At 58.0% G+C, this 25,824-nt stretch carries 24 protein-coding genes and 1 pseudogene; 16 read left to right on the top strand and 9 right to left on the bottom strand.

Features of this window, described 5'->3' with window-relative positions; translation table 11 throughout:
- Nucleotides 1–4: 4 nt before the first annotated feature.
- The 5 genes and pseudogenes from M5B43_RS24125 to M5B43_RS24105 form a co-directional block, all read right to left on the bottom strand.
- Nucleotides 5–1,360 carry an MATE family efflux transporter gene (locus tag M5B43_RS24125; RefSeq protein ID WP_248752415.1) on the bottom strand — a complete coding sequence of 452 codons (1,356 nt, stop codon included), beginning with the start codon at nt 1,358–1,360 and terminating at the stop codon, nt 5–7.
- 25 nt (nt 1,361–1,385) lie between these two features.
- Nucleotides 1,386–1,958 carry a DUF2239 family protein gene (locus M5B43_RS24120; protein ID WP_248752414.1) on the bottom strand — a complete coding sequence of 191 codons (573 nt, stop codon included), beginning with the start codon at nt 1,956–1,958 and terminating at the stop codon, nt 1,386–1,388.
- A 143-nt stretch (nt 1,959–2,101) separates the two neighbouring features.
- Nucleotides 2,102–3,310: a hypothetical protein gene (locus M5B43_RS24115; RefSeq protein ID WP_248752413.1), complete on the bottom strand. Its 1,209-nt coding sequence runs from the start codon at nt 3,308–3,310 to the stop codon at nt 2,102–2,104.
- A 255-nt stretch (nt 3,311–3,565) separates the two neighbouring features.
- Nucleotides 3,566–3,694 (bottom strand): annotated as a pseudogene (locus M5B43_RS24110) (IclR family transcriptional regulator); the annotation flags it as partial.
- 5 nt (nt 3,695–3,699) lie between these two features.
- On the bottom strand, nt 3,700–4,299 hold the full coding sequence (locus M5B43_RS24105; protein ID WP_248752412.1) for a TetR/AcrR family transcriptional regulator: 600 nt from the start codon (nt 4,297–4,299) through the stop codon (nt 3,700–3,702).
- A 275-nt stretch (nt 4,300–4,574) separates the two neighbouring features.
- On the opposite strand from M5B43_RS24105, the gene M5B43_RS24100 reads away from it, so the two are divergent.
- From M5B43_RS24100 to M5B43_RS24075, 6 genes are all read left to right on the top strand, one after another.
- Complete coding sequence (locus M5B43_RS24100) at nt 4,575–5,363, top strand: SDR family oxidoreductase (protein WP_248752411.1); 789 nt, start codon at nt 4,575–4,577, stop codon at nt 5,361–5,363.
- A gap of 61 nt (nt 5,364–5,424) precedes the next feature.
- Entirely contained in the window at nt 5,425–6,294 is an 870-nt protein-coding gene (locus M5B43_RS24095; RefSeq protein ID WP_248752410.1) for an alpha/beta hydrolase, read from the top strand.
- 75 nt (nt 6,295–6,369) lie between these two features.
- Nucleotides 6,370–7,368: an NADP-dependent oxidoreductase gene (locus M5B43_RS24090; protein ID WP_248752409.1), complete on the top strand. Its 999-nt coding sequence runs from the start codon at nt 6,370–6,372 to the stop codon at nt 7,366–7,368.
- 171 nt (nt 7,369–7,539) lie between these two features.
- A complete protein-coding gene (locus M5B43_RS24085; protein WP_248752408.1) occupies nt 7,540–8,196 on the top strand; it encodes a VOC family protein in 657 nt (218 codons plus the stop codon).
- Nucleotides 8,197–8,507: 311 nt separating this feature from the next.
- Nucleotides 8,508–9,026: a cysteine hydrolase family protein gene (locus M5B43_RS24080; RefSeq protein ID WP_248752407.1), complete on the top strand. Its 519-nt coding sequence runs from the start codon at nt 8,508–8,510 to the stop codon at nt 9,024–9,026.
- Nucleotides 9,027–9,185: 159 nt separating this feature from the next.
- Nucleotides 9,186–9,593, top strand: a complete 408-nt coding sequence (locus tag M5B43_RS24075) for a DUF3224 domain-containing protein (protein ID WP_248752406.1) — start codon at nt 9,186–9,188, stop codon at nt 9,591–9,593.
- 214 nt (nt 9,594–9,807) lie between these two features.
- Here M5B43_RS24075 and M5B43_RS24070 read toward each other — a convergent pair whose 3' ends face one another.
- On the bottom strand, nt 9,808–11,373 hold the full coding sequence (locus tag M5B43_RS24070; protein WP_248752405.1) for a carbohydrate porin: 1,566 nt from the start codon (nt 11,371–11,373) through the stop codon (nt 9,808–9,810).
- A 166-nt stretch (nt 11,374–11,539) separates the two neighbouring features.
- On the opposite strand from M5B43_RS24070, the gene M5B43_RS24065 reads away from it, so the two are divergent.
- The 7 genes from M5B43_RS24065 to M5B43_RS24035 all read left to right on the top strand — a co-directional run bounded on the left by M5B43_RS24065 (nt 11,540) and on the right by M5B43_RS24035 (nt 19,927).
- Complete coding sequence (locus tag M5B43_RS24065) at nt 11,540–12,814, top strand: ABC transporter substrate-binding protein (protein ID WP_248752404.1); 1,275 nt, start codon at nt 11,540–11,542, stop codon at nt 12,812–12,814.
- A gap of 21 nt (nt 12,815–12,835) precedes the next feature.
- A complete protein-coding gene (locus tag M5B43_RS24060) occupies nt 12,836–13,798 on the top strand; it encodes a sugar ABC transporter permease (protein WP_099547696.1) in 963 nt (320 codons plus the stop codon).
- Nucleotides 13,795–14,637, top strand: a complete 843-nt coding sequence (locus M5B43_RS24055) for a carbohydrate ABC transporter permease (RefSeq protein ID WP_017139038.1) — start codon at nt 13,795–13,797, stop codon at nt 14,635–14,637. The genes M5B43_RS24060 and M5B43_RS24055 overlap by 4 nt, the downstream gene beginning before the upstream one ends.
- A 27-nt stretch (nt 14,638–14,664) precedes the next feature.
- Nucleotides 14,665–15,810, top strand: coding sequence for a sn-glycerol-3-phosphate ABC transporter ATP-binding protein UgpC (gene ugpC, locus M5B43_RS24050; RefSeq protein ID WP_248752403.1), 1,146 nt, complete (start codon nt 14,665–14,667; stop codon nt 15,808–15,810).
- The gene (locus M5B43_RS24045) at nt 15,807–17,309 is read left to right on the top strand and encodes a sucrose-6-phosphate hydrolase (RefSeq protein WP_248752402.1); all 1,503 of its coding nucleotides are present in this window, start codon (nt 15,807–15,809) and stop codon (nt 17,307–17,309) included. The genes ugpC and M5B43_RS24045 overlap by 4 nt, the downstream gene beginning before the upstream one ends.
- 75 nt (nt 17,310–17,384) lie before the next feature.
- Nucleotides 17,385–18,377, top strand: coding sequence for a LacI family DNA-binding transcriptional regulator (locus tag M5B43_RS24040; RefSeq protein WP_248752401.1), 993 nt, complete (start codon nt 17,385–17,387; stop codon nt 18,375–18,377).
- 47 nt (nt 18,378–18,424) lie between these two features.
- The gene (locus tag M5B43_RS24035; protein WP_248752400.1) at nt 18,425–19,927 is read left to right on the top strand and encodes a diguanylate cyclase; all 1,503 of its coding nucleotides are present in this window, start codon (nt 18,425–18,427) and stop codon (nt 19,925–19,927) included.
- A 92-nt stretch (nt 19,928–20,019) separates the two neighbouring features.
- Here M5B43_RS24035 and M5B43_RS24030 read toward each other — a convergent pair whose 3' ends face one another.
- Both M5B43_RS24030 and M5B43_RS24025 read right to left on the bottom strand, forming a co-directional pair.
- Nucleotides 20,020–20,667 (bottom strand): nicotinamidase, encoded by a 648-nt coding sequence (locus M5B43_RS24030; protein WP_248752399.1) that lies wholly within the window; start codon nt 20,665–20,667, stop codon nt 20,020–20,022.
- 210 nt (nt 20,668–20,877) lie between these two features.
- Nucleotides 20,878–21,651, bottom strand: a complete 774-nt coding sequence (locus tag M5B43_RS24025; RefSeq protein WP_248752398.1) for an L-iditol 2-dehydrogenase — start codon at nt 21,649–21,651, stop codon at nt 20,878–20,880.
- Between the two features lie 201 nt (nt 21,652–21,852).
- On the opposite strand from M5B43_RS24025, the gene M5B43_RS24020 reads away from it, so the two are divergent.
- On the top strand, nt 21,853–22,800 hold the full coding sequence (locus tag M5B43_RS24020) for an AraC family transcriptional regulator (RefSeq protein ID WP_248752397.1): 948 nt from the start codon (nt 21,853–21,855) through the stop codon (nt 22,798–22,800).
- Here the strand turns inward: M5B43_RS24020 and M5B43_RS24015 are convergent.
- Entirely contained in the window at nt 22,782–23,594 is an 813-nt protein-coding gene (locus tag M5B43_RS24015) for an aminoglycoside phosphotransferase family protein (protein ID WP_248752396.1), read from the bottom strand. The genes M5B43_RS24020 and M5B43_RS24015 overlap by 19 nt on opposite strands.
- 204 nt (nt 23,595–23,798) lie before the next feature.
- Between M5B43_RS24015 and M5B43_RS24010 the strand changes: the two genes are divergently transcribed.
- Together M5B43_RS24010 and M5B43_RS24005 are read left to right on the top strand one after the other, a co-directional pair.
- Nucleotides 23,799–24,761 carry a nucleoside-specific channel-forming protein Tsx gene (locus M5B43_RS24010; protein ID WP_248752395.1) on the top strand — a complete coding sequence of 321 codons (963 nt, stop codon included), beginning with the start codon at nt 23,799–23,801 and terminating at the stop codon, nt 24,759–24,761.
- A gap of 14 nt (nt 24,762–24,775) precedes the next feature.
- Nucleotides 24,776–25,804: a purine nucleoside permease gene (locus M5B43_RS24005; RefSeq protein ID WP_248752394.1), complete on the top strand. Its 1,029-nt coding sequence runs from the start codon at nt 24,776–24,778 to the stop codon at nt 25,802–25,804.
- Nucleotides 25,805–25,824: the final 20 nt, after the last annotated feature.

The following is a 25,824-nucleotide window of genomic DNA, read 5'->3' as shown; positions in this document are numbered from 1 at the left end:
TTTATCACACCAGTCGCGTGATCTGTTTATGCCGCCACACCCGTCGGTAATAGGCGGTCTGCAACGCCAGCATCGCCAGGTAAGTCACCGGAAACGCCATCCACACCCCTTCCAGCCCGAAGTGAGCGTTAAACAGGTACGCCATCGGCAGCTCGACACACAACACGCAGAAGATCGAGATCGCCACCGGCATCAGCACCACGCCACTGGCACGCATGATGCCCCCCACCACCGCCTGGAAACCGAACACCAGGATGCTCCAGAGCATGATGTGCAGCAGGTGTTCGGCCTTGGCCCGAGCGACGTCATCGGTGATGAACAGGCCCAGCAACCAGTGCGACAACCCATAACCCAGCACAATCAGGCCACCGGTGAGGCACGTATTGATCAACAGCCCGGTGCGCAGAATCGGCCCGATCCGCTCCAGGCGCCCGGCGCCAATCGCCTGGGCGCCGAGGATCGACGCGGTGATGGCAATCGACAGTGCCGGAAACTGCACGTAGTTGACGATCTGCGTCACCGCGCCATAGGCCGCTGTCGCCTGGGAACCATGACCATTGACCAAGGCCAGGATGACCAATTCCGACAGCGACAACACCACCATCTGCAAGCCCGTCGGCAGGCCGATGCGCAGGACTTTGCCGAGGATGGCACGGTCCAGGCGCAAGGCCGCGAGCAGTTCGCGGTCCGGCGCCATCACGTGGTTTTTGTGCCGCAGGCGCAGGATCAGGAACAGCATCGCCAAGGCGTTCCCCAGCAGCCCGGCGTACACCGCACTCTGGATGCCCATGGCCGGCAGGCCGACCCAGCCGCGAATCAATGCCGGGGTCAGCAGCAAGCCCACCAGGGTCGATACCATCAGCGCCAACAGCGGCGAAACCGTGTCGCTGACGCCGCGCAACAGTTGGGTATAGAGGATGAATACCAGCAACAGCGGCATGATCAACATCATCATCTGGGCATAGCCCACCGCATCGTCGAGGACGTCCACGGGCGTGCCCAACGCCTGCAATGCCGGGCGGGCAAACAGGCTGCCCAGCACGGCGGCGACCAGGCCCACCAGCGCCCCCAGGGTCAGGGTGGCGCCCGTAATCACCTTGACCAACCCGGTCTCCTGGGCGCCCCATGCCTGGCCGATCAACACCGAAGCACCCGCCCCCAAACCGATCACCAGGGCGATAAAGAAAAACACGATGGGGAACATCCCCGACACCGCCGCCAGCGCCTGGGTGCCGAGCATTTGCCCGACATAGATGCCATTGAGGGTGCCGGAAAAACTTTGCAGAAAGTTGGACAGCACCATGGGTGCCAAGAAGATCAAGTAGATCTGCCACAACGGTCGTTGCTGGGTAACGTCCATGAGGGTTCGAGTCCCGGAATAAGTATCAGGCTGGGAAGGCGTTGCGCGACAACCAGGCCAGGTACGTCTGCACGTCCACCGGCCAGTGCGCGATCGTGCCGGCAAAGTGCGCCGCATCCTGGGAAAACAGCGCTCGCGAGGCGTCTTCGAAACCCGGCAAGTCACCGCCGATAGCACTCATGAAACGATAGCTGGCTTCCTTGGCGTGACGCATCTGATCACGGGCGGCATGGGCATTGCGAGCTTCATCCACCAACCGGCGCAAGGCCGCCGAAGCGCCACCGCGCTGTTGACCCAACCACTCCCAGTGCCGGGGCAGCAAAGTGACTTCTCGCGCCACCACACCCAGGCGCGGCCGACCGACTGCGGGCGTTGTCGAGGGCTCTTCGTCCATCACCACTGGCGTAGCGTGTTCAGGCGCATAACCGGCCGGCCACGGGTAATCCACTTGGGTACCGGTGACATCGTCGAACACCAGGAAACTGCCGGCGGGCAGGTCCAGACCTGCCAGGGCCTGGGCTACGTCGGCATAAGCACCGGCCACCAGACGTTGGTGGCCAGTGAAGGCCGTACAGCAAGTGGAATGTTGTGTGCTCATTGTTTTACCCGGGCAATATATGTTTTACCCGGGTGATATTAACCAAAAATTTCTATTGCGCAAGCCTGTTGCAGTGAAACCACGAATTATTCGCCGCTTCGGCATCGGTGGCGGCTGCGCAGGCAGTGGGCAGCCGCCTTATCCTACCAACCCGCCGATGCGCTCATACGGCCAGCAGATACGTTCGCAAAGACTTCGCTTTTCGGGGCAGTCCGTTTTTTAGCGAGCATATAGTCGATATTCTCCCTATCGAACCGACCGTCTTCCGCACCTGGCCCGTTATCGCCAATGCCAATATCCAACTCTTGGAGAAGGCCCGGACGATTGAAAAGTTCAGTGGCTAATTTCGTCGCTTCCGGATTGAACACACGATTCGAAGGTATTTTCCCTGCGGCTTCTTCTAATTCTTTGCGGTTGATGAAACGATCATTCGGACCAGTCGTGAATTGCCGGAAGTTGTTTTTAATACCTTGTAGCAGCGTGTGATCACTCATGTCCTTATAGCCATCCGACGTATCCCCTACGTCTTGCCTGGTGAAAGCTCCGTTCAACTCGCCGGTACGGCCTTGATCAAGTTCCTTGAACAAACCACCTCGATTCAACAGTTCCTGGGCGATATCTCTCGTTTCCTGAGAGACAGGCTGACCATCCAGGCTATGGCCCGAGGCAATCGCGATGAGCGACTTGTCGGTGACCGTACCCGGGCGGCTTGGATCTTCCAGAGCACCGAAATGGGACAATAGCTGGTTGCAAAAGTCGCTCTTGCTCATATTGGCATACGGTGTGTTACCGGACAGCTGGGTTGGCGAACCATAGTTGGGTTGCTGCGGTATGCAAGCTCGCTCGAATACCGGCGACGGCCCTGAATACTGAGGAACATATTGCTGATTGACGCGTTGCTGCTGCATAGCGCCGTTATAACGCCCGGGGTAGTCCTGCCCGCGCGGCGGTTGGTTGCTGGACGCTTCTTGCGCTTCATAGTAATCGATGACCTTGCTGACATCGCCATGGCTGATAAGCCCATCTTCATGGCCATTTTGGGTGATTGCATCGAGCAGGTGTTCCATTTCCGGGCGTTTGAGAATGGTTTCGGCCAACATGATCTTACGATCATAATCGCGGTTTCCCGTGAATGGGCGACCGGCCATATTCTCAATCGAGCCCCGCGAAACAAAATCCGTTCGGCTGTCTCTGAAGACATCAAAATCTTTTGAAAAGGCTCGCGCTACTTGTGAATTTGGAACGTCGGCGTAGACATTTCGAGGATAACTCGGAGCACTTTTGCCTACATCCATCTCAGCATAGGGACGGGCTTGAAAATCACATAATTGACGCAAACTAAGTTCAGCCATGCAACACCTCAGGTCAGGGATTCAATAACGGTCAACCCAAGCAAACCGTACGCCGGATCAACGCCCTTCTGTGGCCGCAAAGTATGGGACGGTTCCCAAAAAATAAAGAAAATAGACAGTTACGTGCAGGAATATCACGACTGTATCGCGAGCACTAACCCATACAACAACGCGAAAAAGAACCGCAAAAATGTAGGACGGATTCTGAAAAAGCCGACTGCCCCCTCTTTTGATCGCAAGCCCGACAGAAACGGATTAGCCACCAACGGTGTGCGAAGGCCGACGCAATCTCGGATCAAATGGGTTGATCCTCGGCCCAATGGCTGCTGCCTCATGTGTTAACAACTCGACCCCCATCGGTAGTTGATCAACCGGGGGCAATCGGCACGCTAGGTGTTCTTCTGCGGTTCACTGTCGGAAGGCCGCGGCAATGACGCAATGATCTGCGTACGGCAAGTCTCCAGTATTTCATCCGCAAGTGGCGAGTCATCCGGACACGCCCGTGACAGCATCACTGCGCCGATTGCGTGGGCCAGCAGGTCGATCATTTTCGCGCGGGCCTCTTGCTGGGTCACATCCAGACTCGCGGTGTACTTTTCTTCGAGTGCCGCCAGCGTATTTTCAACGCCACCGGCAAAGGTCGCCTTCAAATCATCTGACTGACGGGCGGCATCACCACACAGGGCTGCCATGGTGCACCCCGTTGCCCTGCCGTCTCGATGATTCCTGGACACGTACAGATTTACAAATTCAGGCACGTCGAGATTGCAGGTGCTCGAGAGGGATTTCGAAAGGCTATTTTCGGCGGCTTCGGCCATCAGATCGGCCTTGGAACCGAAGTGCTTGTAGAAACCGCCCTGGGTAAAACCAGCCGTCGCCATGAGTTCTGCCACACCCACACCCTCATAGCCTCGCTCACGAAACAGCTCCGACGCCGTCTCTACGATATGAGCCCGGTTGGTGAGTGATTGCGTCTTGGTGATCTTCATTGCGCGTTCCTGTGCCTGTTACACAACGCCCACAGCATACTCTGATGTCGACCATAATCAAAATAATTGACATCTTTGATTATGATCGACATCATAAAACCACGGCCACATTTCTCTACGGCTATACCGCGCAGATCGCCGTCTCTGATCAACGTGTATGGCGGCGGAGCAGCGGGCTACATCGACTACCCGACGCTTGCCAAGTCCAGCTTCGCGCAGGGTTGAGCCGTCGAGAGACTCAGTCGCCTATCAGCATCCATTAAGAGCATCCCATTATGAGCCTCACTGAAACCGTACTGATTACCGGCGCCTCAACAGGCATTGGCGCGACTTACGCCGAGCGTTTTGCCCAGCGTGGGCACAACCTGGTGCTGGTCGCCCGCGATAAAAACCGGTTAGACGCCCTGTCCTCACGGCTGCGTGAGAAACACGCTGTTTGCATTGACGTGATCCAGGCTGACCTGACTCAAACCAGTGACTTGACCACCGTCGAAGCTCGCCTGCGTGATGACACCCGTATTGGCATCCTTGTGAATAATGCGGGCGCCGCCCAATCCGGCAGCTTCGTCGAGCAATCCACAGACAGCGTTAGCAACCTGGTCACGCTCAACACCACGGCACTGGTGCGACTGGCCAGCGCAATCGCTCCACGTCTGGCACAGGCGGGTAATGGCGCGATTATCAACATTGGCTCGGTCGTGGGGCTGGCCCCAGAGTTCGGGATGACCGTCTACGGTGCGACCAAGGCGTTTGTGCTGTTTCTATCGCAAGGGCTGAGCCTTGAGCTCTCGCCTAAAGGCGTCTACGTGCAAGCGGTTCTCCCAGCGGCCACCCGCACAGAAATCTGGGAACGTGCAGGCATCGACATAAACACTTTGAGCGAAATCATGGACGTGGGCGATTTGGTCGATGCTGCGCTGGTGGGTTTTGATCGTCGCGAGCCGGTGACCATTCCGCCGTTACAAGACGCCGCTCGTTGGGATGCTCTGCAGGCTGCCCGCCAAGGTTTGCTGTCAGAGATTCGCCAATCGGTCGTCGCCGAGCGCTATCAAGCCAAGGCGTGATTGCTACGCTGCCGTTGTTCTTGTATTCACTCATCCGCCCCTCACCCGGCACGGTGTACACATGATCGTTGAAGCCACAAATCGTGACCCTGTATCGCCAGCGCAGTTCGTCTGCGCCGCGAACCTGCGGGTGACTGTCGCAGGAACAGCATTTGCCTACCGAGACTTGGGGCCCAGGGACGGGTTACCGCTCGTTCTGTTGAATCATTGGGGCGCAGTCCTGGATAACTTCGACCCACGCATCCTCGACGGGCTGGCCCGCACCCGGCGCGTCATTGCCATGGACTATCGGGGAATTGGCGCATCCGGTGGAACCGCGCCGTTGACCGTCGGGGAGATGGCAGACGATGCCATCGCCGTGATCCGCGCCCTTGGATTCAAACAAGTCGACCTGTTGGGGTTTTCATTGGGTGGGTTCGTTGCACAGGACATTGTGCTCAGGGCCCCAGAGCGGGTGCGCAGACTTATTCTGACCGGTACCGGGCCGGCGGGCGGCCAAGGTATAGATAAGGTGTGGTCAGTGTCGTGGCCATTGATGCTCAAGGGTCTACTGACAAGGCGCGACCCGAAGTTTTACCTTTTTTTCACCGCGACGACCAATGGGCGAAAAGCGGCCAAGGATTTCTTGAATCGCCTGAAGGAGCGCGAGACCGACCGGGACAAAAATCCAACGCCTGGTGCCTTCATGCGACAACTGAAAGCGATTCACGCCTGGGGCCGGCAACCGCCACAGGATCTCAGCCGCATCCAGATACCCACGCTCATCGTAAACGGTGATAACGACATCATGGTTCCCACGGTGAACTCTGCCGAGTTGGCTGACCGTATTCCAAACTCGCAACTGATCCTTTACCCAGACGCAGGTCATGGCGGGATCTTCCAATATCACACCGACTTCGTGACGCGCGCGACGGCTTTTTTGAATGCCTGAAGACCTTTGGCTAGCCTTACAGCAGCACACGGGCGTGGGCATGCTGCCATTCCATTGAACCATGAGAACTGAAACATGAAAGCCTTCCTGATCGACCGTTACGGCAAGCACCAGGGACGTATTGGCGAGGTTCCGGAGCCGGAACCGGGAGTCAATGACGTCCTTGTCAAGGTGTATGCCAGCAGTGTCAACCTGCTGGATTCGAAGATCAGCACAGGTGAATTCAAACTGATCCTGCCGTACACATTCCCGCTGATCATGGGTAACGACTTAGCCGGCGTCGTCGTTCGCGTGGGATCAGGCGTACGTAACTTCAAGCCCGGCGATGAGGTCTATGCCCGCCCGCCCCAGGCGCGCATCGGCGGCTTTGCCGAGCTGATCGCGATTGATGAAAGTGCCCTCGCACTGAAACCCGGAAACACCACCATGGAAGAAGCCGCGTCCCTCCCATTGGTTGCGCTCACTGCCTGGCAGGTGTTGGTTGAAACGGCACGGTTGCAGAAAGGGCAAAAAGTCTTTATCCACGCAGGCTCAGGTGGCGTCGGCACCGTTGCCATCCAGCTTGCAAAACATCTGGGCGCTTACGTTGCGACGACGACCAGCACCAGTAACGTGGAGTGGGTCAAGGCGTTGGGAGCAGACGTCGTCATCGACTATAAGCAGCAAAACTTCGAAGACGTCTTGCGCGACTACGATGTTGTATTGAACAGCCTCGGCCCTGTCGAGCTGGAAAAATCACTCGGTATTCTCAAGCCGGGTGGTCAGCTTATCTCCATCTCTGGGCCACCGACGGCAGCGTTCGCGAAGGAACAGAAGCTGTTCTGGGGGCTGGGCTGGGTAATGCGTCTGTTAAGTAGCGGCATACGCAGAAAAGCTCGCAAGCAAGGCATCCACTATGCGTTCGTATTCATGCGTGCGAGCGGTGATCAATTGAAGAAGATTACTGCGCTTGTCGAGTCCGGCGTTATCACACCGGTCATCGACCGGACCTTCCCTTTCGAGTCAACGGCTGAGGCCTTGCGTTATGTGGAACAGGGCAGAGCCAAAGGCAAGGTAATCGTCAAGCTCATATGACGACAACGTACACCCGATAACTGACCTGGGGTTGGTCCAGTCTTCACCGTTCAATGGCCCTGCCCCATGTGCCTGTCTGGCGGGTGTTCTCACGCGCCGCCCAACACAATGGGCGCGTGAGTTTGCTAAAGTGACTAGGGCATCAAACCATGGGGTTAAAGGGAGTTAACGATGGAAATAGACCACATTTTTATCTGTGTGAAGGATGAGGCACGAGGCGCTGAGGCGCTCAAAGCCCTGGGGCTCACCGAAGGGACGCCAAACGTACACCCTGGCCAAGGCACTGCCAATAGAAGGTTCTTCTTCAGAAATGCTTTCATTGAGCTTTTACACCTTACCGATGAGTCAGAAGCACAAAGTCAGTTAACAGCGCCGACCCAACTCTTTGAGCGCCTCAACGGTACAGATGGCGTCGCCTCGCCGTTTGGAATTTGCTTCAGACCCTCCACCGCAGGCGAGAAGCCAATATTTCCAGTCTGGGAGTATCGACCGGTTTACTTACCCACGACCCTGAAAGTCGACGTGGGACATGCGCCTGTATCCGAACCGATGTGGTTTTTTCTTGCGTTTGCCAAGCGACCCGATGAGGCTCCGATTGAGCGAGCGCAGCCGTTTGAACATCCCAACGGCTTTCGCGACATGACCTCTGTGCGAGTGACCACTCCCAGCCACCAAGCTTTTTCTACCCCCGCCAACGGCGCAAACCTGCTGAACGGATTTGAAATTGTTCACGGTGATGAGCATCTGGTCGAATTGGACGTAGATCGTGGCGCAAGCGGCCAGACATACGATTTGCGTCCAGCGTTGCCGATGATGATGCACGTGTGATGCTTCGGCCTAACCCTTCAGCCAACATCTCGTTCCGACCCCAACGCTGGGGGCGCGTATTCATCCGGCCGACGTCCAACGTCCAAAAGCACTCACTCCAGGATCCTGGCTTGTCAGCTCGTTGCAATATTGCTAGTGTCGATCCATGACTACCTATTGCCTCACCTCGACTACCACCACCACGACCGCTGAAGGCGGAGCGTGCGAGGTGTCGTGAGCCAACAGCAGACGAACTTCAAAGGCCCGCCAGCGATGGACAGGGCCTTTTTTATGCCCTTGTGTCGCTGGCTCAAACGCAAGGAGATGCACCCATGTACGCCCTGTTGATACTCGATATACAAGTCGGACTTGTTCACGGCCCGGAAAAACCATGGCGCTGCGAAGCGTTGTTGGAAACACTCAATACTCTGATGGACAAGGCACGCAGCGCAGGCGCTCCGATTTTCCTCGCGCGGCACATCGGGCCTGCTGGTTCTCCAATCGAACCAGGCAGCCCGCTTACGATGGTTGCACAGGAACTGACGCTGCTGGGTGGAGAAGTGGTGTTCGAAAAACGGCGGCCTAACGCCTTCGAAATGACCGACCTGGCAGACAATTTGCGCTCTCGCGGCGCTACCGGCGTGGTAATCACTGGCATGAAAACTCAATACTGCGTCGACAGCACCTGCCGTGCTGCTCGTGATCTTGGCTTCGATGCAGTACTCATCGCCGAAGGCCATACCTGTTCAGACACGCCAGTGATGAAAGCTAAGGACATCGTCGCTCATCACAATGCAACTCTTGACGGGCCGTTCTGCCAGCTAGTTCGGGCTGAGGAGTGGAGCTTCTAGCGGAGCCCGAAAGATGTATTGCCGGAACGCCTACGGGGGAGCTGCGCAAGTGCTGCCGCCTAGATGGAAATAGGCTCAGTGCCACAGCGTGTTTTTTGGCTCCGTGCGTGCGGTGGCGTAAGATAACAACCTCACTCATTTGGATAGAGAGCGATGTGAATGGAAGCATTAGCCACTTTTACGACCAAGAATTTCAAACCCACAGACCTGAGCCCGTCCCCCGAGATTACTACCGCCTTACCGGTGTCTATCAGCACCATGGAGAAGTACTACTCGGGCGCTATCGACGGTGTGTCCTCTACCGTTTTTACGGCGGCGTTCGATCAGACGACCAGGACAGGCAGCTACATCGCGATTGAGAGTTTCAAAGGTGCGGTGAATGGAAAAGAAGGCACCTTCAATTTCATCCACTCTGCCTCCACCACCGGTACTGATCGGGCAGATGAATTTTTCTGCATCGTCGCCGGCAGTGGTACAGGTGACTTGAGAGGGATATCGGGATCAGGCGGGATCAAGATCGACACCGATGGTACGCACCAGATCTGGATGGATTACCAACTCGGATAGGTTAGAAACAGGACACCCATTGCCCCCTGTTGCGTCAAGGGGGCTTCAACTCCATCGACTGTTAGTCGGGGTCTTTGCTGAAAAAACCGGTTGTTTGAGCAAACTCAACAAACCGGTTGTTTGCGACGGACAGGCCTGTGCCGGTTTGAATGGAATACAGCAGCGTAGAGGCCCGCATTCCATCCAGTACGTGTTGGCCGAACACGCTCAAAGATTAAAACCATGTCTCCATTTGTACACCGTATTGCCATACGCCCCCAGCGCGGAAGTCCGTCATGCCAAAGGCGTCGGAGGTACTGTATCGGTCCAGGTCCGAAGACCAGTTCATGAAGCTTGCGAACACGCGCAACTCCGGGCGTGTGAGAAGATCTCCAACGTCAAGTTTGAATGTCGGAGCGACAGTGAATTTCCAGAAGTTACCGTCGACCGCATTACGTTGTAGATAGCCCTTGGGGTCGAGCTTCATGGTTTGCCAGCTCATTTCGTAGGCCATCTCGAAGTTGCTGTTGATTTGGTTAGCCAATCGCACGTTGAGGGTTAGCCAGCGGTAGTCGTCACCCTTGACGTATCTGTCCTTGCTCTGTTCGGCCAGCAAACTGGGCCCGATGCGCCAGTCAGGCGCAATAGGCGTCTCACCGTAAAGTGCAAGACGCAGAGCGCGGGCGTCGTCAATCAGTTCACCGTCCGAGCCAACGTTCTTGACCTCGGCCCCCAGGCCTTGCCCATAGAGCAGCGCGGTTTTGAAGAAGCCTTCTCTGCCGAAAAAGTTTTTCTGGTGATTGGCCAACATGGTGTGCAAGCCGGAATTCGCAGGCGTCAAGCCCGCCTTATTGGTGCGGGTACCGAAATCGTTTTTCTTTGCACCGATGGCGTTGTACATCCACTGCCATTGACCCTCCTCGAAGAACTGGTTGGAGGTCAGGATGTAGCTTTCCACATTGGCATTAATACCGCCCTGACTGAAATCCCCGTAGCTACGCCCAATCAAGGAGTAATTGGAGCGCCAATTCTTGTTCATCTGCACATCGTAAATACCACCGCCGGTGCCGGCCAGGTAGACGACGTCCGAGTCCAGCCAGTGGATATCGAAATTATCTCTATCAAATCGCTTGCCTGCCCACAGCGTGGCGTTCTCGAACACTGAATTCCCTTTGAACGCCGCCACATGGTCGAGCGCTGTGAACACCTGGCGTACGTTCAGTTTGCTCTCGTCGGCCGTCCAGTCATTGGAGCTTTCCACCCCGTCGGCGATGGAGACCGTGAATTTGGAACGGGTACCGTTTTGCGCATAGATTTCTTTCGACAGGTCTATGCGCATGTAGGTGTCGTCCTCGTTACCGAGTCGCCCGACTGCGCCACCGACCGAGCCGGCCGGCGTTGTATAAGGGCCACCACGGCCACCACCAAGCCCTTCGTCGACCAGCAATCCAGAGCGGGCATAGCCGTGGAAGCTGAACCCATCCGTGAGGTGTCCGGTATTGCCCTCTTTCTCCAGGCTTTGCTGACGAGCTTCGAGCTTCGCCACCCGGGTGTCCAAAGCAGGTTCCGCAATGACTGCCGCTGTAGACGCGGCGGGCTGCAAGGGAGGTGTGGCGAGTTTGATCTGCTGCAGTTCCCTGGCAAGTGCTTGGGTCTGCTGTTCAGCCGCGGCTGCACGCTGTTCTGCTGCGCTGGCACGGGCTTCAAACGCGGCCATGCGCTCTTCCAGAGTCATGGCCTGAGAGGTTGCCGCCGATGTGCCGAGCACACCTGCAAGTAGCCAGCTTGATCCTTTCCGCATGGTGGATTTCCTATTTTTTTTATTGTTTGTTCCCGCGACCGGGCTTTTTTTGCGTGAGTTGCGAGTTGTTCCAATCGACGAAAAAAGGATGCCTTATCGCAAATACGCTGATACATTTGGCCGTGTTAACGTTAACTTCTCTAAAAACAAAAATAAAGGGTGATCAATGAAACATCTGAAATCTCTTCTTCCTGCCGCACTGTTCACCCTCTGTGTCGGACTTGCATCCGTCTCGAACGCAGCCGATTTGACGATCTCGTGCGGCGCGGTGGGTGCGGAGCTGCAACTCTGCAAAGAGGCAGTCGAGGCATGGTCCAAACAGACCGGCCACAACGTCCAAGTGGTTTCCACGCCTAACTCGGCGACCGAGAGGTTGTCGTTCTACCAACAAATTCTCAGCGCGCAGTCCACTGACATCGACATCATTCAAATCGATATGGTGTGGCCCGGGATGCTGGCCAAACATCTGTTGGATTTGCGCGACGTGCTGCCCGCCGATGCGACGCAAGGCTACTTCCAGGCACAGGTGGATAACGCGACGGTGAATGGGCGGCTAGTGACGATGCCGTGGTTCACCGACTCGGGCCTGCTGTATTACCGCAAGGACTTGCTCGAGAAGTACAACAAGCAGGTTCCCCAGACCTGGGAGGAAATGACCACTACCGCCAGGGAGGTTCAACAGGCTGAACGCAACGCCGGGAACGCCAATGCGTGGGGTTATATCTTCCAGGGACGCGCTTACGAGGGGCTGACGTGTAATGCGCTGGAGTGGATCAGCAGCCAACCGGAAGGCGGGCTGGTCAATCCACGCGGAGAGATCGTGGTCAACAGTCAGGCCTCAAGAACTGCTTTGGCCCTGGCGAAAAGCTGGGTAGGCGACATCTCCCCACGCGGCGTACTCAACTACACCGAGGAAGAAGGACGTGGCGTATTCCAGTCGGGAAACGCGTTGTTCATGCGTAACTGGCCTTATGTCTGGGCCCTGGTGCAAAGCCAGGACAGTGTCGTCAAGGACAAGGTTGGGGTTGCTCCCCTGCCCCGAGGTGGCATGACCGGTAGCCATGCGTCCACGCTCGGCGGCTGGGGCCTGGCGGTATCCCGTTACAGCGCTCATCCCAAACTCGCGGCAGAGTTGGTGAGCTACCTCACCAGTGCTCAAGAGCAAAAACACCGTGCCCTGATCGGCGCCTATAACCCGGTTATCGAGTCGCTGTATCAAGACCCCGAATTGCTCGCGTCAATGCCTTATTACAGTCAGCTCCACAGCATTCTCAGCGACGGGGTCATGCGCCCCGCCTCAATCACCGCCGAGCGTTACCCACGGGTCTCCAATGCGTTCTTCGATCGAGTGCATGGCGTGCTGGCGGGCGAGTTGCCTGTCGATCAGGCGCTGGCCGAACTGGAAAGCGAACTCACGCGCATCAAACGCAAGAACTGGTAAGCCACAAGGAAGAAAATCACCATGCCTGCCTCTATTACCCATGCCTGCCCTGATGAGCGCCTGCTCATCAGGGAAACCCCCATAGAGCGTCGCCGAATACGCGCTGCCTGGCTGTTTCTGACACCGATGTTGCTGTGTCTGGCCCTGGTGGCCGCCTGGCCGCTGCTACGGACATTCTGGTTCAGCCTGACCGACGCCGACCTGGCGGACACCGGTGGCGGATCCTTCGTGGGCTTGAGCAATTATCTGTCCCGCGACGGCGCCAACTGGTCGGGCATCCTGGTGGATCCACAATGGTGGAACGCCGTGCGCAACACGTTGCATTTCACCGTGGTGTCGGTGGGACTGGAAGTCGTCCTGGGGCTGCTGGTGGCGTTGCTGCTGAACACCAAGTTCACCGGCCGCTCCCTGGTGCGCGCGCTGATTCTGATTCCGTGGGCGATTCCTACCATTGTCTCGGCGAAGATCTGGTCATGGATGCTCAACGACCAATTCGGCATCATCAATCACATGATGCTGAGCGTCGGCCTGATTGATGCGCCCCTGGCCTGGACAGCAGATGCGGATCTGTCGATGTGGGCGGTCATCATCGTCGACGTCTGGAAGACGGTGCCTTTTGTCACGCTACTGATGCTGGCTGCCTTGCAGATGTTGCCGAGCGATTGTTACGAAGCCGCCAAGGTCGATGGTATTCATCCGCTGAAAGTGTTCTGGCGCGTTACGCTTCCGCTGTTGATGCCAGCCTTGTTGGTGGCCGCGATCTTCCGCATCCTCGATTCCCTGCGGGTATTCGACGTCATCTATGTGCTGACCTCAAACTCTTCCAGCACCATGAGCATGTCGGTCTATGCCCGCCAACACTTGGTGGAGTTCCAGGATGTTGGCTATGGCAGCGCGGCCTCGACTCTGCTGTTTCTGGTCGTTGCGGTAATCGCCATGCTTTACCTCTACCTCGGACGCCGTCAAATGGAGGTTCGAGCATGAGCCTGCGCTTACTCAAAAAAGCGCTGTTGCGCTTCGGGTTCTGGTGCCTGATCGGGGTTTTGTTGCTGTATGCGGTCTTCCCTTTCTATTACGCCATCGTGACGTCACTAAAGCCGTCCAGCGCTTTGTTCGAGGTCAGTTACTGGGTCGACAATCCCGACTTTTCCAACTATGCGACGGTACTCCACCAAGCCTCATTCCTGCGGGCTATCGGTAATTCGCTGACGGTCGCGCTTTGCGTGGTGACGCTGGCGCTGTTCCTCAGTGTGACTGCCGCCTATGCCTTGGGAAGAGTGAAATTCCGTGGGCGTGGCACGGTATTGATGATGGTGCTGGGCGTGTCGATGTTTCCCCAGGTCGCGGTGCTGTCGGGGCTGTTCGAAGTGATCCGCGCTCTGGGCCTGTACAACACGTCTTGGGCGTTGATCCTGAGCTACACCATTTTCACCCTGCCCTTCACCGTCTGGGTGCTGACCACGTTCATGGGTCAACTCCCTCATGAACTGGAAGAAGCGGCAATCATGGATGGCGCTTCGCCCTGGGTCACGCTTACCCGGGTGCTGTTGCCACTGCTATGGCCCGCACTGGTCACCACCGGTTTGTTGGCCTTTATCGCCGCGTGGAACGAGTTCCTGTTCGCCTTGACCTTCACCCTTACAGACTCACAACGCACGGTGCCTGTCGCCATCGCCTTGATTTCCGGCGGGAGCCCCCATGAGCTGCCTTGGGGGCTGTTGATGGCCGCATCGGTACTGGTCACCGTCCCATTGGTGGTCCTGGTGCTGATCTTCCAGCGTCGAATCGTTTCCGGCCTCACTGCGGGCGCGCTAAAGGGTTGATGCCCAACAACTACAAGGAACAGCATCGTGATCAAATTGAAGCTAGATAATGTGAACAAACAATTGGGCGGCGCACGGATTCTTCGCGACGTCAGCCTGGAGATTGCTGCGGGTGAATTCGTGGTCTTCGTTGGCCCTTCGGGTTGCGGAAAGTCGACCCTGCTGCGACTGATCGCCGGGCTGGATTCCATCTGCGGCGGCGACTTGTTGATCGACGGGCGAAGGGTCAACGACCTGGAACCGCGCGAGCGTGGCGTCGGCATGGTGTTTCAGTCTTATGCGCTGTACCCGCATATGAGCGTCTACGACAACATCAGCTTTGGTCTCAAACTGGCCAAGACTGAAAAGACCAGCCTGCGCGAGCGCGTGCTGAAAACTGCGCAAATCCTGCAGTTGGACAAACTGCTGCAACGCAAGCCAAAGGAACTGTCTGGCGGGCAGCGTCAGCGTGTGGCGATGGGTAGGGCCATGGCGCGCGAACCGGACATTTTGTTGTTCGATGAGCCGCTCTCCAATCTGGATGCATCCTTGCGGGTGCAGATGCGCAACGAAATCGCCCGGCTGCATGATCGACTTGGCTCGACAATGGTCTACGTCACCCACGATCAGGTGGAGGCGATGACCCTGGCGGATAAAATTGTTGTGCTCAACGGCGGTCGCGTAGAGCAGGTCGGCTCACCGCGCGAACTCTATGAGCGTCCAGCAAGCCGCTTTGTCGCCGGTTTCCTCGGTTCGCCCAAAATGAATTTTCTGGCGGCACGCCTGCAGGCCCCGGGAGCCACCAGCCTGGTCGACGCCCCCGTGTTGGGCATGACCACCCTGCCCTTCGAGAGCGCCGACCTGGCGGCGGGTACGCTGCTGACCCTGGGGGTTCGCCCCGAGCACATTTCGCTCAAAGCGGCAGAGGCAGACGCCGGAATCGTCGTGACCGGGGTCGAATACCTTGGCAGCGAAACGTATGTGCACCTCGAAACAGGTCATGACGAGCCACTGATCTGTCGTTGTGAGGTCAGCGCCGGCTGGCAGGCTGGCGATCGGGTCGAGCTGCAGCTGGACATCGGCAACCTGCACCTGTTCGGCGAGGACGGCACTGCCTTGAAGCGCCCCCCCCACACCGTTGAAAACCCGCGCAGTGATGCCTCCCTGCACGCAGTCCGAGTACAGGCCCTATGACCATGCCGTCAAATAACATCAGCGATCCAATGTCTTCTTGCCTCGACCTTGCGCAGCGTGCACTGACTGATGGCCTGTCTCGCGTCATCCAGGATTATCGACCCGATTATCATATCGCCCCCCCGGCAGGCTGGATGAATGACCCTAACGGGGTCGTGTACTTTCGTGGCGAATACCACGTGTTCTATCAACATTACCCCTTCGAAGCCAAATGGGGCCCTATGTATTGGGGGCACGCCAAGAGTGCCGACCTGGTTCATTGGCAGCACCTGCCCATCGCGCTGGCACCTGGCGAGGACTTCGACCGTGACGGTTGTTTTTCCGGTAGTGCCGTGGTGTGTGGAGAGACCTTGGCCCTGATCTACACCGGCCACACCTGGCTGGGAGAAGTGGGGGATGAACGCTTGATCCGTCAAGTTCAGTGCCTGGCCACCAGCACTGACGGCATCCAGTTCGTCAAGCATGGTGCCGTCATCGAGACCCCACCGCAAGACACCATCATGCACTTTCGTGACCCCAAGGTATGGAAGGAAAATGGCTGCTGGTACCTCATTGTCGGCGCACGCCTGGGCGATACGCCGCTGCTGCCGTTGTACCGTTCCACCGATCTGCACGCCTGGGAGTTTCTCGACTATGTGGCAAGCGGCAGCGAGGGTGATGGCTATATGTGGGAATGCCCGGACCTGTTTCGGCTAAACGGACACGATGTACTGCTGTACTCCCCTCAAGGTATGCAGTCCGAAGGTTACGAACGGCTCAACAAGTACCAGACGGGTTACCGCGTGGGCCGACTCGACAACGAGTGGCACTTCACTGGCGGGCCGTTTATCGAGCTGGATAATGGCCACGACTTCTATGCCGCACAAACGCTATTGGCCCCCGATGGTCGGCGCCTCGTGTGGGCGTGGCTCGACATGTGGGAAAGCCCGATGCCAAGCCAGGCCCATCATTGGTGCGGCATGCTCGGGTTGCCACGCGAGCTTGAACTCAGCGCAGATCGCCTGTGCATGTTTCCGGCACGGGAGCTCACCGCTCTGCGCCAGGCGGCGTTGCCGAGTACGCCCTGGTGGGATGAGTCGGGAACCCGGGACGTGCCGCACGTGAATGGCGATAGGCTGGAAATCCATGTGCACCTGGATGTGCTCGGCTGCACCGATGGGCACTTGGGGATCGCCTTGCGCTGTAGCGACGATGGCCATGAACAGACCCTGCTCTACTACGATGCAGTGTTGCAGCGCCTGGTACTTGACCGCAGCCACTCAGGCGCACAAGTCACCGGTCAGCGCAGCGTGGCGATAGACCCGACACAAGGGGGGCTGGCACTGCGGGTGTTCCTCGATCGTTCGTCCATTGAGGTGTTCGACGAAAACGGGCGCTTCAGCCTCAGCAGTCGCCTCTACCCACAGCCCGATAGTCTGGGTGTGAAGCTTCTTGCAAGCGGGAGTGGCGGGCGCGTCTCGATTCCCAGGGCCTGGTCTCTCGCCTCGGGATGGTTATGAGCCGCGTCATTCAAGTCGCGAGAAGCGCGAGTCATGTGGCATGATTCTGCCTCAATCTGACCGGTTTCGCCTCGCATGACTTCAGTGAAAGACGTTGCACAGCTGGCGGGCGTGTCCCTGATGACGGTTTCTCGAGCGCTCAGCAATCCGGAAAAGTTGAGCCCCGAAACCTATCAACGGGTGCGTCGTGCCATTGACGAATTGCAATTCGTGCCGAGCATGTCGGCACGAAAGATTCGTGGCGACAACCTCCAGAGTCGGACCATCGGTGTGTTCGCACTGGACACCGCGACAACGCCGTTCGCCGTTGAGTTGCTGCTGTCCATCGAACAGACCGCGCAGCAAGCTGGCTGGAATGTCTTTATCCTCAACCTGCTCAGCAACCCGCCCACCGACCAGAATATCGACCTGATGCTATCGCACCGTCCCGACGGGCTGATCTTCAGCGCCATGGGGTTACGCCAGGTGTGCATTCCTGAACGATTGAAGAGTAAGCCCCTGATACTCGCCAATTGCGTGGCGGATGACAGTCAGCTGGTCAGCTATGTGCCAGACGACGAAATGGGGCAGTACCGGGCGGTACACCACGCACTGAACCAAGGTTATAGGCGCCCTCTGTTTATCAATCTGCCAAAACAGAGCCTGGCCTGGCGCCTGCGACAAAAAGGCATGCAGCGCGCCTGCCAGGCGTTCGGACTGGCGCCTGACGCGCTCCTGCAATACGACCTGTCAGATCACGACGCCTATGGTGAAACCGCAGCCATCCTCGACCGGCACATCATTGATGGTCGCCCCCAATTCGACATCCTGGTCTGTGGCAACGACCGTATTGCCTTTTGTGCCTATCAGTTGTTGTTGGGCCGTGGCCTGAAAATTCCAGACGATGTCGCGGTGCTCGGCTACGACAACATGATCGGTATCGCCGAACTGTTCATCCCGCCACTGACCACGGTGCAACTGCCTTACTATGAGATAGGTCGCAAGGCTGCCCAGCACCTGATCGAGACCCTTGAGCTATCGGGAACTCAGCCAGTTGATTGTCCATTGGTGGTCAGGACATCTCTATAATGACATCTACTTTTAGGCGCATGCCGGACTTTCCATAAGGTAGAAACTTGAAACGTGATACCCACCTGGTTTTGCTTTTGCTTTTGGTCATCGGTTTCTCCCTGGCGTCGCTTACCGTGTGGAAGGTGTGGGCCTCTCGAGAGCAATCACTGGAGGATGTGAATGTCCATGCCTTGAACCTTACCCAAGCACTTTCCACCTATTCTGAAGGTATTGTCCGTCAAAGCTCACTGCTTTTGCTCGGGCTCGTCGAGCGCTTGGAAACCGAAGGTAGTGGCCCCGCACATATCCAGCGCTTGCAGACGCTGGTCAAACACCAGGAGCCATTAATGCCACAGCTGCGTGGCATTACTGTCTACGATAATCAGGGCCGCGGGCTCATGTCTTCAAGTCGGCTAATCCCCGCCAGTGCAAACAGCAGCGATCGCGCCTATTTCATTCATCATCGTGACGATCCCTCTCGTGAAACCTTTATCGGCCCCCCCATCCAGAGTCACTCCAATCAAGAGTGGGTCATTACCCTGAGCCGCCGTTTCAACGACGCTCAAGGTGGGTTTGCCGGGGTTGTGTCACTCACTTTGGGGATAGAAACCTTTCTGCAACTTTTTGGAAAAATCGACGTTGGGCAGGACGGTGCTATCGGACTCTCCTACACCGATGGCACGTTGCTTGTTCGTTATCCCTTCCGCGAACAGGATATGGGGCACAACTTTTCGAAGTCTCCGATTTATGCAAAGTATCTGGTTGATCGGTCCGTTGGCACAGCGTCCTTTACCTCCAGCTTGGACGGCGTGGAACGGCTCTACGCGTTCCGAAAAAGTGACCGCTTGCCGCTGATCACGACCGTTGCGCTGGGCAAGCGAGAGTCGCTGGCCGCTTGGCGTACCGAGGCACTGCTTTCTGCAGTGGTGGTGACAGGGCTGCTGAGCCTAACCGGCCTCATCGGCAGGTTGCTGATCCTGGATATCCGCCGGCGAACCGAGGTAGAAGGCCAACTGCGCCAGACCCAGCAACAATTACTCTCTTCGAACCAGCAGCTTGAGTCGCTCGCAATGAAGGACGCCTTGACCGGTTTAGCAAACCGGCGCTGTTTCGATGAGCGTCTCGCCGTCGAAACGCGACGAGCAAAACGTCAATCTACTTCGCTAACATTGCTCATGGTTGATATCGACTATTTTAAGCTGTTTAACGATTCATTCGGGCATCTCGCCGGAGACGCATGCCTGCAGAAAGTTGGCAACATTTTGGAATCGTGTGCACGGCGACCGTCAGACTTGGTTGCACGATATGGTGGGGAAGAGATCGCAATCATCATGCCTGACACCGACAGTAGCGGTGCCGTCGTGGTGGCGCGGCTTATCCTCGACCGCCTGAGGAAGGAGAACATCCCACATACCGCCAGTTCGTTCGGATATGTGAGCGTGAGCATTGGCATTGCTACGGCCACGGGCCCCGAACTTGGCAACTCGCAAAGTTTGATCGAGGTGGCGGACAAAGCGCTTTATAAGGCCAAGGCATTAGGACGGAATCAGTGTGTGAGGGGGGCTTGATCCGGGCCCTTTGCACTCAAATCAAAATCGCTTTTTCAGCCAAGACTCTACGGCCTCAGCGCCGCGCTCTGCTTGCCGTTCCTTCAGCGTGTCTAACGCGTGGCCATCGTGGCCAGTTCTTCGCGGGTGCGGCTGATGACAGCACCGGCGTTGAGCAACTCATCAACCGCCTGTACACCGCCCTCCTCACTGATGCCTCGGCATGCCGGCAGATGCAGCACCACCTCGAACCCGGCCTTGAGCAGTTGCAACGCGGTGGTCTTGACGCAGTAGTCCAGCGCCAGGCCGCCGACGATCACGCGGGTCACGCCCTGGGCCTTGAGGTACTCGATCACGCCGGTTGACAGTTTGTCGTGCAGGTCGTGATAGCAGGCGCCGTAGGGATGCAGGTCAGGTTCGACGCCTTTCCAGATGAAGTAGTCATAGTCGTAGGGCGTGGGCAGCTCGTCCAGCAACGTGAAACCCTCGGTGCCGGGCACGCAGTGGCTCACCCAGGTGACATCGGCGTGGGCCAGGCCGGTGGGTTGCAGCATGTCACTGTGTTGCGCAACCACCCAAGGCGCCCGCGGGGTGTGAGCATCCTTGCTGCCGACACGGTGCCCGGCGAGGCTGGCCATGTAGTTGAGCTCAGGGCCGATCTGGTCGCCGCCGGCCACAGGTAACTCATTGGGGCACAACGGGGTAAAGCTCTTTTGGGCGTCTACGTCGAATGAAGCAATGGCGGTTTTCGTGAGAGTCATGAGGGTGCTCCTGCGGCCTGTAAACAAAGTATGCATCATGTGCTTGCGTTGAAGCTGCTGCTGAATGAGCGCGATGCTGAACCGTTCTCTGGGCATTAGACGCTGCCCGGCGTGGCGGTGAAGGCGGCAGGCCCCAGGCAACGGTGGAGAACCTGAAGCCCGAGGCGATTGACTATTTTGATCGCAGCTTTGCCGAATGAGGGCGCAGGCTTAGCTCATCCAGTTGCCGCCATCGACGTTATAGGTCTGGGCAACCACGTAGTCGGCGTCTTTCGACGCCAGAAAGATAGCCATCCCGGTCAGGTCCTCAGCCGTGCCCATCCGCCCAAAGGGTACCTCGGCCCCTGCCCGCTGCTTTTTCTCACCTGGCGCCAACCCTTCATACTTTGCGAAGAGCGCATCCACCCCGTCCCAGTGTTCACCGTCCACCACCCCCGGCGCGATGGCATTGACGTTGATGCCCTGCTTGATCAGGTCCAGCCCCGCCGATTGCGTGAGGCTGATCACCGCGGCCTTGGTCGCGCAGTAGATCGTCACCAACGGCTCGCCGCGCCGACCGGCCTGGCTGGCCATGTTGATAATCTTGCCACCATGGCCCTGGCGGATCATCTGCCGGGCCGCTGCCTGTAGGGTGAACAGCGTACCGGCGACGTTGATCGCGAACAGCCGCTCGAAGCTTTCGCGGGTGATATCAACGATGGGCGCCAGGTCGAACAGCGCAGCATTGTTGATCAGAATATCCAGCTTGCCCGCATGGGCCACCACGGTGGCAATGGCCTCGCCGATGGACGCTTGGTCGGTGACGTCCAGCGCCACGGCGTAAGCCCGGGGGCCCAGTTCGGCGGCGGTTTCGCGGGCCCGTTGCAGGTTGATATCGGCAATGGCAACGGTTGCGCCTTCTTCGATATAGGCCAGGGCAAAGGCTCGGCCAATCCCACGCGCCGATCCGGTGATCAGCGCGCTCTTACCTTCGAGTCGTTTCATGAAGAGGTCCTGTGGAAATCACTTCGGCTGATTACAGCAGCTTGGCCAGGCCCTCACAAACGAATGGCGGCTGCTCGACCGATACTTTTTTAACCGGCGCCCGGGGATCAAAAAAGTATCAGTGACGAACAAAACCAAGGGTAGCGCCGCACCTGCCGACCCGCGTATTTTGGCGTGACCCAACGCACAAGAGGCAGCATCATGCCCGTCAGCCGCGCCACCCTGTTCGAGCACCGCCCCGCAGAGCTTGAAGTGATCCTGCCCGAACCGGAGCACTGCTTGCGCTGGTTCGAACATGACTATCCCTATGCACTGGCGCGCTGGAACCATCACCCCGAGTTTGAAATCCACCTGATCCGCCACGGCAGCGGCAAGCTGGTGGCGGGTGACTATATCGGTGCATTCAGCGCCGGGCATGTCGCGTTGATCGGGCCAGACCTGCCCCACGACTGGATCGGCGACCTGGCCCCCGGCGAATACTTGACCGGTCGCGACGTGGTACTGCAATTCGACGGCGCCGCCCTCCTCGCGCTGCGCAAGACCCTGCCGGAACTCGGTGATTTGCAGCAACTGTTCGAGCGCGCCCGACGCGGCCTGGCATTCAGCGCCGGCACCGCCACGCAAGCCGCACAGTTAATGGAAGCCATCGGCACCGCCCGCGGCCTGCAACGGCTCATCCTGTTCCTGCAATTGCTCGATACCCTGAAAAACGCCCCGCCACCGCACGTCAAGGCCCTGGCCAGTGCCTGCTACGCACCGACCCTGGACGCGCGCAGTGCCGAGCGTATCAGCAAGGCGTTCGACTATTTGATGCGCGAACTGACCGGTGACGTGCGCCTGTCGGTCATCGCTCAACAGCTGAACATGAGCGAACCGGGCTTCTCACGGTTCTTCAAACGCAACACCGGCCATGGTTTTATCGACCTGATGCGCAAGTTCCGCGTGCAACGCGCCTGCCGGCTGCTGCTGCAAAGCGACATGTCGGTGGCCGACATCTGCTTCGAAGTGGGCTATGCCAACCTGTCCAATTTCAACCGGCACTTTCGGATCGAAATGAACCGGACACCCAGCGAGTATCGACGGGAAACCGCGATGCATGCGCTCGACCGCAACGTCGATCACCCCTCACCCTATGCCATCGGCCATTGAGCCAAAGCCCGCTGTGCCAGGCGAACCACCTCAAGATTGATGTTTGCGCGCTGCCGCTCTCCATCTTCAAGAAACCAGGCGGCCGACAACCCGGCATGCGCTACGACCCATTGCAACAGGCGCGGGTGCGAGAGATTGGCAGCCTGGGCAATGACATCGAGCTGGCGCTTGAAACGCACCGGGTCGTTACAGGTGGGCAGGTCTGGATTACAGAGGAGATTGGCGTAGTCGTAACCGCGATCGCCCATCACCCGCTTTGGATCAATCGCCAGCCAGCCTCGCGCGCCGAAATCGAGAATATTGTCGTGGTGTATATCGCCGTGCAGAACCACGATGTCCTGTTGCCCCGTCAGCAGCGCACGGGCCGTCGCGGCGCAGTCGAGTAACACGCCGCCTTCGTGCTCGGCGGCCGCCCATAGCGACTGGAACGCACTCTGCAGCGACAGTAAGCCTTCCGGCGGCGATCGGCGGGGTGCGTGCAGCCGGGCAACCGCGGCGCAGGCGATCCGGCTGGCCTCGTCATCCTGCCCATTGAGGGCCATGTGCCTCAAAGAACCGGAGCCGGTGGCCCGCTCCATTAACACTGCGGACTCGTCATGAGCGTAAACCCGCGCCGCGCCTTCGCCCGCCCACCCACTCATCAGTCGCCCGCCGAGTTGCTCCTCTTCGGTGTGGGCGATCTTCAACATCGCCGGCAGACCTTGCCAGCGCACGGGCAACAGGTCACTGCCGGGCGTGGTAATCGGGTCGCCATCGGCGCTCAGCTTCCAGGCGTGCAAATAGCGATCGAACATTCAGGGAGGCCTCATTTAGGTCGGTAAAAATGACACCCAGTCATTTTTGATCAAAAGGTCGACTAATGCCGATTTTTTCCATGTTGTTCAAGTCATTGAACAAAGTTGGTACGCCAAGTGCAAACGTTTGCGTAACGGACTTGGGCACCCAGTTCGCCTCTACCCGAAGAATCGGGCCAAACCGCTTACGAATAGGGATTTTCAATGCACCCCACCTTAAAGCCGCGTGCTTGCCTTGGTGTTTCTTTGCTACTGACGGCCGTTACGGGACTACTCAGCGCGCCCATTTTGGCGCAGGAAAAGCCCGTCGATGATTCAGCACAGGGCGAAACCCTTAGCCCTGACACCAAGAACCCGGAAGCCAACCCGACGAAAAAAGGCGTGTACCTGTCGGACTGGTTTAACCAGGACCTGACACTGATCGGCAGCAAAGACATCAGCTTCGGCCCCAAGCCGCAGGATGACGTGTACCTGGAATACGAGTACTTCGGGCGTAAAGGGCCGTTCGAACTGTACGGCTATATCGACGTACCGAAGATCCTCGGCATCGGTAACAGTAATGACAAAGGCGCATGGGATCATGGTTCGCCGGTGTTCATGGAACACGAACCGCGTATCTCCATCGACTACCTGGCGGGGCGCAGCCTGGCAATCGGCCCGTTCAAGGAATGGTACGTCGCCTTTGACTGGATCTACGACCACGGCAGCAACCCGTCAAACCGCGCCAACACGCTATACAGCGGCCTGGGCACCGATATCGACACCCACTCACGGGTCAACCTGTCGGCCAACTTCTATGGGCGCTACCAGTGGGAAAACTACGGTGCCAGCAATGAGTATTCATGGGATGGCTATCGCGCGCAAATGAAGTACATCGTGCCTATCAGCAGTTTCGACAACGGCGCTTCGCTGACTTACATCGGCTTCACCAACTATGATTTCGGTTCGGACCTGCACAAAGACAACCCGGCGCGTACCGCCAACGCCCTCGTGGCGACCAATGTGCTGCTGTATTCCTTTACCCACCTGCGGTTTACCCTGGTCGGCCGTTACTTTCACAACGGCGGCAACTGGGAAGATGGCAGCGAGTTGAATTTCGGCGAAGGCAACTTCCGCGCCCGCTCCGAGGGCTGGGGTTACTACGCCGGCGTGGGCTACCAATTCTGATCAAGGAGCTGTAGATGAACGTATTGACCCGTCTCTCGATGGCCGTCGGCCTTGCCCTGCTGCCCCACCTGGTGCTGGCGGACAGCCCTGCGCCGATCAAGCCCAAGGTGATGCTGATCACCATGTTCGCCCCCGAGGCGCAAACCTGGATCGATCGCCTGGAACTCAAGCAGGAAGTGCGCGTACCCGGGCTATCCGCCGAGTACCCGGTAATCCGCTGCAACACCCAGGACGTGTGCCTGCTGGTCACCGGCATGGGCCAGACCAACGCTGCCGCTTCCACCTTGGCGCTCGCGTTGTCGCCCAAGTTCGACCTGCGCCAGAGCTATTTCCTGATCGCCGGGATCGCCGGCATCAGCCCCAAGCACGGCACCATCGGGACGGCCGCCTGGGCACATTACCTGGTGGAATTCGGCACCCAGTGGGAGCTGGATTCACGCGACGCGCCCAAGGATTGGCCGACAGGTTACATCGGCATCAACACCAAGGGGCCCAACGAGAAACCTCCGCTGGACTACAAGACCGAAGTGTTTGAACTCAACCCCAAGCTGCAAGCCAAGGCATTTGCCTTGTCGCACAAGGTGGAGCTGAGTGAAAGCAAGGAATCCAGCGCCTGGCGCAAACATTACCCTGCCGCACCGGCCAATCAGCCGCCGCAAGTCACCCGCTGCGACACCGTGGCGGGCAACACCTGGTTCTCCGGCACACGCCTGAGCGAGCGTGCCGAGGTCTGGACCAAACTGCTCACGGACAACAAAGGCGAGTACTGCACCACCCAGCAGGAAGACAACTCCACCTATGAAGCCCTGCTGCGCGCCAGTCGTGAAGGGTTGGTAGACATGCAGCGCCTGGCCGTGGTGCGCGCAGGTTCCGATTTCGACCGCCCTTACCCCGGCTACAGCGAAGTGGACAACCTGCTGAAATATGCAGACCAGGGCGGGTTTGTGCCGGCACTGGAGAACCTGTATCGCACTGGGAATCCGCTGGTACAAGCGATTCTGAAGAACTGGTCGGCATTGGAAAAAGGCGTTCCAGACGCCTGATAGCGATCAACAGTGTGCAA

This window comes from Pseudomonas sp. MWU15-20650, from assembly GCF_023242475.1.
Taxonomy (GTDB): domain Bacteria; phylum Pseudomonadota; class Gammaproteobacteria; order Pseudomonadales; family Pseudomonadaceae; genus Aquipseudomonas.
Note: the sequence above shows the minus strand (reverse complement) of the source record. Positions and strands in the feature narration are given on the sequence as shown.

Coding starts and splice junctions, on each gene's coding strand:
- M5B43_RS24125 (WP_248752415.1), bottom strand. CDS start 1,360: ATGGACGTTACCCAGCAACGACCGTTGTGGCAGATCTACTTGATCTTC.
- M5B43_RS24120 (WP_248752414.1), bottom strand. CDS start 1,958: ATGAGCACACAACATTCCACTTGCTGTACGGCCTTCACTGGCCACCAA.
- M5B43_RS24115 (WP_248752413.1), bottom strand. CDS start 3,310: ATGGCTGAACTTAGTTTGCGTCAATTATGTGATTTTCAAGCCCGTCCC.
- M5B43_RS24105 (WP_248752412.1), bottom strand. CDS start 4,299: ATGAAGATCACCAAGACGCAATCACTCACCAACCGGGCTCATATCGTA.
- M5B43_RS24100 (WP_248752411.1), top strand. CDS start 4,575: ATGAGCCTCACTGAAACCGTACTGATTACCGGCGCCTCAACAGGCATT.
- M5B43_RS24095 (WP_248752410.1), top strand. CDS start 5,425: ATGATCGTTGAAGCCACAAATCGTGACCCTGTATCGCCAGCGCAGTTC.
- M5B43_RS24090 (WP_248752409.1), top strand. CDS start 6,370: ATGAAAGCCTTCCTGATCGACCGTTACGGCAAGCACCAGGGACGTATT.
- M5B43_RS24085 (WP_248752408.1), top strand. CDS start 7,540: ATGGAAATAGACCACATTTTTATCTGTGTGAAGGATGAGGCACGAGGC.
- M5B43_RS24080 (WP_248752407.1), top strand. CDS start 8,508: ATGTACGCCCTGTTGATACTCGATATACAAGTCGGACTTGTTCACGGC.
- M5B43_RS24075 (WP_248752406.1), top strand. CDS start 9,186: ATGGAAGCATTAGCCACTTTTACGACCAAGAATTTCAAACCCACAGAC.
- M5B43_RS24070 (WP_248752405.1), bottom strand. CDS start 11,373: ATGCGGAAAGGATCAAGCTGGCTACTTGCAGGTGTGCTCGGCACATCG.
- M5B43_RS24065 (WP_248752404.1), top strand. CDS start 11,540: ATGAAACATCTGAAATCTCTTCTTCCTGCCGCACTGTTCACCCTCTGT.
- M5B43_RS24060 (WP_099547696.1), top strand. CDS start 12,836: ATGCCTGCCTCTATTACCCATGCCTGCCCTGATGAGCGCCTGCTCATC.
- M5B43_RS24055 (WP_017139038.1), top strand. CDS start 13,795: ATGAGCCTGCGCTTACTCAAAAAAGCGCTGTTGCGCTTCGGGTTCTGG.
- M5B43_RS24045 (WP_248752402.1), top strand. CDS start 15,807: ATGACCATGCCGTCAAATAACATCAGCGATCCAATGTCTTCTTGCCTC.
- M5B43_RS24040 (WP_248752401.1), top strand. CDS start 17,385: ATGACTTCAGTGAAAGACGTTGCACAGCTGGCGGGCGTGTCCCTGATG.
- M5B43_RS24030 (WP_248752399.1), bottom strand. CDS start 20,667: ATGACTCTCACGAAAACCGCCATTGCTTCATTCGACGTAGACGCCCAA.
- M5B43_RS24025 (WP_248752398.1), bottom strand. CDS start 21,651: ATGAAACGACTCGAAGGTAAGAGCGCGCTGATCACCGGATCGGCGCGT.
- M5B43_RS24020 (WP_248752397.1), top strand. CDS start 21,853: ATGCCCGTCAGCCGCGCCACCCTGTTCGAGCACCGCCCCGCAGAGCTT.
- M5B43_RS24015 (WP_248752396.1), bottom strand. CDS start 23,594: ATGTTCGATCGCTATTTGCACGCCTGGAAGCTGAGCGCCGATGGCGAC.
- M5B43_RS24010 (WP_248752395.1), top strand. CDS start 23,799: ATGCACCCCACCTTAAAGCCGCGTGCTTGCCTTGGTGTTTCTTTGCTA.
- M5B43_RS24005 (WP_248752394.1), top strand. CDS start 24,776: ATGAACGTATTGACCCGTCTCTCGATGGCCGTCGGCCTTGCCCTGCTG.